This is a genomic window from Veillonella sp. CAG:933, assembly GCF_000431435.1.
Lineage (GTDB): Bacteria > Bacillota > Negativicutes > Veillonellales > Veillonellaceae > Veillonella_A.
Window position 1 is genome coordinate 1 of the sequence record NZ_HF986109.1, and the last position, 6,429, is coordinate 6,429.

Here is a 6,429-nt window from a genome sequence, read left to right on the forward strand (position 1 = left end):
ACCACCCGTTCTACGGGTGGTTATGATTTTTTTTACCATAAACCGCTAGCTTTACACTTAGGCGGGGTATATCAATTCAGTTGTAAATTACAACAAGAATGATTGGATGTGTTCGATGAAGTTATGACCGAAGTAGGAGATAACGCCATTGGCCACGATGAAGATGATGAAGTATTTTAATACGGACACCATGATTACGTTGGCTTTAATGCTATCACGTAACTGAGTTGCTTTAGCGGCGTCAACTTTGTTGCTTTCGATATAAGCATCTAATGCAGGAGCAACGGCGCCGATAGCGATGGCGATACTCTGAGGGGAGAACATTTTACCAATACCGGCTGCACCGGAGTTAATAGCGGCCAACCAGAGTGGTAAGTCTTTGTATTCAGGAGCCAAGTCATGAGCAGCTGCCAACTGCAATGGCCCGAAGAGTACGTTCGCGTTTGTACCGGAACCGGTCAAGAAGGCACCAAGCGCACCAACGAGTGGAGCAAAGGCCGGATACAAGGAACCGGTAGCAGCTACTAAAGCTTTTGCAATATCGGTAGTCATACCGGAGTAAGTCATCAATTTAGCAGTAACTACTACGGAGATAATGGTTAAGTACGTGAATTTCAAGTTAGCAAATGTTTTGCTCAATACGCCAAACATTTCACCAAAGCTGGATTTCTGAACAGAACCGCCGATGAAAGCTGCGATGAAAATCATGATACCAGGGGTTGCAACCCACATGAAGGTGTAAGGTTTAGCGCCAGGACCTTGGTAAATCGGTACAGCCGTTTTAATCGTGGAAAGCGGACCGTTAATAGCCGGTACCAATTTGGAAGTTAAAATCAAGAGAATTACGATTAAGATGAATGGTAAAGCCGCAACGAAGCCGTCTTTTGCGCTTACAGATGTTGTTGCTGTAGATTCAACTTTGTATTCAGGGTCATTAGTAGGTAAGTATTTAGCACCTAAGATAATAACGCCCATGATGATAACGGAAGAAACCATTACAGATAATTCAGGGCCGGCTGCTGCATTGATTAATAACTCAGGCACAGCTAAAGCCAAACCGGATAATAAGGTAATGGTGAAAACGCCTTTTAACGCTTTGAAACCGCCACCGATGATACCAACAACGAAGAATGGAGCAATTACGTTAAGAATAAATAATTGCGAGGAAATGAAGGTACCGAGATGAACCGGATCAAGGTTGGTTAAGGATGCCAACGTCGTTGTCGGAATCGCGATGGAACCGAAAGTTGTCGGTACGGAGTTAGCTACGAGACAAGCTAAGATGGATTTGAGCGGGTCAAAGCCTACAGCTACCATCATAGCCGCCGGAATCGCTACGGCAGTACCGAAGCCGGCCATACCTTCCATGAATGCGCCGAAGCCCCAAGCCAATAATAAGGCGAGGATACGGGTATCGGAAGTAACAGAGGATAACATCAATTTAATGGTTTCCATAGCTTTCGTATGAACCACTAAGTTGTAAGTGAAAATAGCAGCGGTAATAACGAGTAAAATAGGCCATACCGCAAGAGCAACACCTTCTAAGGCGCCGGAGAACATAACGCCTGCACCTTTTTCAAAGTAAGTGATAGCAAGAATAAAAGAGCCGATAGCGGCGATACCGCAGGCTTTCCAAGCCGGCATTTTAAGAATGGCTAATGCGACGATTAACCATAAGATTGGCAGTAATGCTAAAAATGTTGTCAACATTGGTGCAATCATCCTTTCACGCTTAAACGCAGAGGGTAACTTACTTAAAGTAACAAGTTATACTAAGCATTTTATTAAGATTAGCGTCTATATAAGGCCTTACGTGTATATTATGAAATAAATTCCTAAAAGGCTTATATCTACAAATTAAAATAATAACGTATGATAAAAAAATTACTTAGTATTGAAAACCTATCTTTTAAAGAATTGTGTCGTACAAAAACAATATAGTTAAAAACTTATACAGTTTGCATACATTCGGTTAAAACAAAACGTTAGACTGTTGGGGGACCTCCTTTTTACAAAATGATAAGAGTATAAACAATGGCAAGGCACCTTGTAATATAGGTATCATATTACATAATAGTTGGGGACTAATCTAGGTGATTTCCTTGTGATTGTGTACACTCTATAGAAAAGTTTGTCAGATTAGGATAATGTCAGTATAGCATAGAAATCAAAGAATTGGAATACTGCACTATTCAGATTAGTTATAATGTATGCATGATAATACCAAATGGGCATTGAAAATAGACTTTTTACAATTTCTGATTTCTGACATAAGACTTTCTAATATGATTTATTGTGAATCAATGTGATTTTTATTGATTGATTATGAGCGTTTTATATGATTATCATGCTTCAAAGTGTGATATAATATAACTCAAATAAGAGATTTTCGGTAACAGGCAATTTTAGAAGAGATTTAAGAATATTTTTAACCGGATACTATAAAGTAGTTATGTAAAATATAATATTATAGTAAAAATATAGTAAAGCATAAAAATTGCAGAAAATAGGAGATATATTATGAGAGTTACAAAAATGCATGGCCTTGGCAATGATTTCGTGATTATTACGGAGCTTGCCGGTGGCAATAAAGATTATAGCGAGCTGGCTAAGCGTCTTTGCCATCGTCAAACAGGCATCGGTGCAGACGGTTTGATGGTGGTAGTGTCTTCGGATATTGCCGATATACGCATGCGCATTATTAATGCCGACGGCAGTGAAGCAGAAATGTGCGGTAACGGAATTCGTTGTTATGCTAAGTATGCGTATGAACACGGCATTATGACAAAAGAAACGTTTACCATTGAAACGTTGGCGGGCATCATGAAACCGACATTACATATCAAAAACGGCAAGGTTGAACAGGTAACCGTTGATATGGGCAAACCAAGTTTTGCCGCCAAAGATATTCCTATGGATACCGATTTGCCGGAAGTTATGAATTTCCCGATTACGGTGGATGGCGTGGAATATAAAGTGAGCTCTGTGCTTATGGGCGTACCTCATACGGAAGTATTTGTAGAGGATGTAACGAAGGTGCCTCTTTTGACATTAGGTCCTAAGATTGAGAAACATCCGTTATTTCCGCAAGGCACGAATGTTAACTTTGTTGAAGTAGTGGATGATACTCATATTAAAGTGCGCACCTGGGAACGCGGTGCGGGCGCAACCCTTGCTTGCGGCACCGGTTGTTGCGGTAGTGTGGTTATGGCACATCAGAATGGTTTTACCGGTCGCGAAGTCGACGTGGCAGTATATTTAGGGACATTGCATATTCGGTATGCTGATGACGGTACCGTATTCATGACGGGGCCGGCGACCGAAGTGTTTGAAACCGACATTGAACTTTAAAGTGTAAGAACGATTGCGGAGGAACGATATGGAGCAGGTAACACTCAAAGGGATTTCCGGAGCACGCGGTGTTGGCACCGGTACAGTGTATGTGTATAAGCAAGAAGCCATTGTAATTGAAAAACGTGTGATTACTGCAGCCGAAGTGGAGGCTGAAATCAGCGCCTTGGAATCGGCTATTCAGTTGACAATTGAACAGTTGAAAGCCATTGAAGAGCATGCCCGAGCTACAATGGGGAAGGATGAAGCCGCCATTTTTGAAGCGCATGGTTTAATCGTGCAAGATCCGACCCTCAGTGACAGCATTAAAGGGCAGATTAAAGATGGCTTGCAATCGGCCGCAGCTGCTGCCGAACAGACAATCAATACCTTTGCGGATATGTTCCTGGCCATGGAAGATCCATACATGCGTGAACGCGGTGCCGATATTAAGGATATTGGCGATCGGTTAATGCGTAATTTACTTGGCATGAGCCCGCGTGGCTTAGCTCATTTGACCGGTGAAGTGATTCTGGTGGCCGAAGATTTAACACCATCCGATACGGCGGCGTTGGATAAAAATATCGTTAAAGGTTTGGTGACGGCCAGTGGTGGTCCGACCAGTCATGCCGCTATTATGGCACGTACGTTGGAAATCCCGGCCGTTATGGGCTTAGGGGACATTTCTGTTTTTGAAAACGGTGAAAAAGCGGTTGTTAAAGGCACGGAAGGTGAAGTGTTGCTCCACGTGAGTGATGCCGATTTTGAAACATACACCGCCGAAGCTAAGGCATATCGTGAGCATCTCCAAGTATTAAAAGAGTCGGCTACCTTACCGGCCGTAACCAAAGACGGCAAAGAAATTTTGCTCTTCGGCAATGTAGGCAAGGCGGAAGATGCATCCCATGCCTGCCATTTAGGTGCTGAAGGCATCGGTTTATTCCGCACCGAATTCTTATATATGAAAAACGATGAACTGCCATCTGAAGAGATGCAGTTTGAAGCGTATAAAAAAGCGGTTGAACGCCTTGGTGGGCGTCCGGTTATTATTCGTACTATGGATATCGGCGGTGACAAGGAACTTAAATGCTTACAGTTGCCGAAAGAAATGAATCCATTCCTCGGCTATCGTGCCATTCGTATCAGTTTAGATCGGACGGATATTTTTAAAACACAATTGCGCGCAATTTTGCGTGCCAGTGCGTTTGGCGATGCTCAGATTATGTATCCGATGATTGCCTCGGTAGAAGAAATTAAAGCCGCTAATGCGGTTGTGGAAACGGCTAAAGAAGAACTGCGAGCTGAAGGTATCGCCTTTAATGAAGATACTCAAATCGGTATTATGGTTGAAATCCCGGCGGTGGCTGCAGCGGCCGAATTATTCACGCCGCATGTGGATTTTTTCAGTATCGGCACCAATGATTTATGCCAGTACACCTTAGCGGTGGATCGTATGAATGAAAATATCGGTCACTTATATCAACCGCTCCATCCGGCTGTCTTACGCCTTATTAAACATACGATTGAAGCCAGCCATGAGGCTAAACAGATTACCGGTATGTGTGGTGAAATGGCCGGTGATCCGGTGGCGACTATGATTCTTTTAGGCCTTGGGCTTGATGAGTTCAGTATGAGTGCCTCGGCGATTCCGGTAGTTAAGAATATCGTTCGCTCCGTAACCGTTGAAGAATGTAAAGCCGTTGCTGAAAAAGCTCTGACTATGAGTACCGCTTCCGAAATTGTGGCTTACGCCAAGTCGGTTTTGGCTGAAAAAGGCTTATAAAAATAAAAACATTGCTATAATGGCAAAATTTATATTAAGATATAAGGGAAGAAACCTATTACTGTCCCTTGTTGATTTTACTGAAGGAAGGTATCCGATATGACTGAAAAAGTAGTAGTTATTACCAATGAATCCGGTTTACATGCGCGCCCTGCCACGCTTTTTACGCAACTGGCCGCTAAATTTTCTTCGAAGATTACGATTTCTTCCGGTGAAAAACAAGCTGATGCTAAATCTATTTTGACTGTATTAACTTTGGGCGCTACTAAAGGTTCTGAAGTAGTGTTAAAAGCTGATGGTCCTGATGAAGCTGAAGCTGTTGAAAAATTAGCTGAGTTCTTAACTTCTCATAACGACTAATTTTATATTTCAAATATAAAAATTTTTGTAAAAATCAGAAAAATTTTTAATAATCATATATTGTTAATTAGTAAGACGCTGTTATAAAACAGCGTCTTTTTTTGTTTGTTTTGAATTATGCTATATATAAAAACTTCGATTTATGAATTTTAACTGATATTATATCGATTATAAAACTAATAGTTGCTAAAAATGAATTGATTATGAAAATGTGATGTCGACACGGATAGTGATAATTATAAAAATTCTCAAAGTGAGTATAAAAATACATAAAACTTTATATTCAATAGATTATGGTAGTGTGAAAACGGGGTTGTTTATCGATAAATATGTACTTGAGAAGTAATATTTGATGGCTGAGGTTTAGTATGACAAGACATCACAATAATTATATAATATTAAAGTTTAATTTATAAGGGTTTTGTGGCTTTAAGATGAAAAATGAATTTTTATCTAAATAATATACATTGTTCTAATTGATAAAATATTGACTGTCTCTTAGTAAGAGACTGATAAAAATTTATGTAATGTGTAATTTTGAATATAAAAATAAAATATATCATTAATAAATTGCTGTTTAAACCTATGATTATCGTACATTTTAGATGTTTTGAGTTTATAAAAATTATAACAAAATAAAAAATAAAGTTGACTGTGAAAAATTTAGTCTTTTACAGTTGAACATAAAAATGAAAGGTGATAAAATGAATATAGAATTAAGATGTGTATAGTATAAATTTAGGGGAAGTTAAATGAGATAAATAACAATCGATTGGTTAAATAGGGTTATATATCTCATGAAAGTATTTTGAAAGGGGATGGTATTAATTGAATATTTATTTATATATAAATAATAGGATTAACTGACATATATCAACACAAAACGTGATAAATATATGTTGATAATCAAATAAATGGTATTTTTAGTAAATTGCAATGTGAAATTGAACACTTTT

General features: G+C 39.4%; 4 protein-coding genes. 3 read left to right on the forward strand and 1 reads right to left on the reverse strand.

Annotated features, from left to right (window positions below; genetic code table 11):
* Positions 1-87: 87 nt before the first annotated feature.
* Positions 88-1,710 carry an L-lactate permease gene (locus tag QZL64_RS00535; RefSeq protein WP_021840110.1) on the reverse strand — a complete coding sequence of 541 codons (1,623 nt, stop codon included), beginning with the start codon at positions 1,708-1,710 and terminating at the stop codon, positions 88-90.
* 810 nt (positions 1,711-2,520) lie between these two features.
* Here QZL64_RS00535 and dapF point away from each other — a divergent pair.
* The 3 genes from dapF to QZL64_RS00550 all read left to right on the forward strand — a co-directional run bounded on the left by dapF (position 2,521) and on the right by QZL64_RS00550 (position 5,473).
* Positions 2,521-3,351 carry a diaminopimelate epimerase gene (gene dapF, locus QZL64_RS00540; RefSeq protein WP_021840111.1) on the forward strand — a complete coding sequence of 277 codons (831 nt, stop codon included), beginning with the start codon at positions 2,521-2,523 and terminating at the stop codon, positions 3,349-3,351.
* A 28-nt stretch (positions 3,352-3,379) separates the two neighbouring features.
* A complete protein-coding gene (ptsP, locus tag QZL64_RS00545; protein WP_021840112.1) occupies positions 3,380-5,113 on the forward strand; it encodes a phosphoenolpyruvate--protein phosphotransferase in 1,734 nt (577 codons plus the stop codon).
* Between the two features lie 99 nt (positions 5,114-5,212).
* A complete protein-coding gene (locus tag QZL64_RS00550; protein ID WP_021840113.1) occupies positions 5,213-5,473 on the forward strand; it encodes an HPr family phosphocarrier protein in 261 nt (86 codons plus the stop codon).
* Positions 5,474-6,429: the final 956 nt, after the last annotated feature.

Excerpts from the sequence above, each read along its gene's own strand:
- dapF (WP_021840111.1), top strand. The coding sequence starts at position 2,521 with ATGAGAGTTACAAAAATGCATGGCCTTGGCAATGATTTCGTGATTATT.
- ptsP (WP_021840112.1), top strand. The coding sequence starts at position 3,380 with ATGGAGCAGGTAACACTCAAAGGGATTTCCGGAGCACGCGGTGTTGGC.
- QZL64_RS00550 (WP_021840113.1), top strand. The coding sequence starts at position 5,213 with ATGACTGAAAAAGTAGTAGTTATTACCAATGAATCCGGTTTACATGCG.
- QZL64_RS00535 (WP_021840110.1), bottom strand. The coding sequence starts at position 1,710 with ATGTTGACAACATTTTTAGCATTACTGCCAATCTTATGGTTAATCGTC.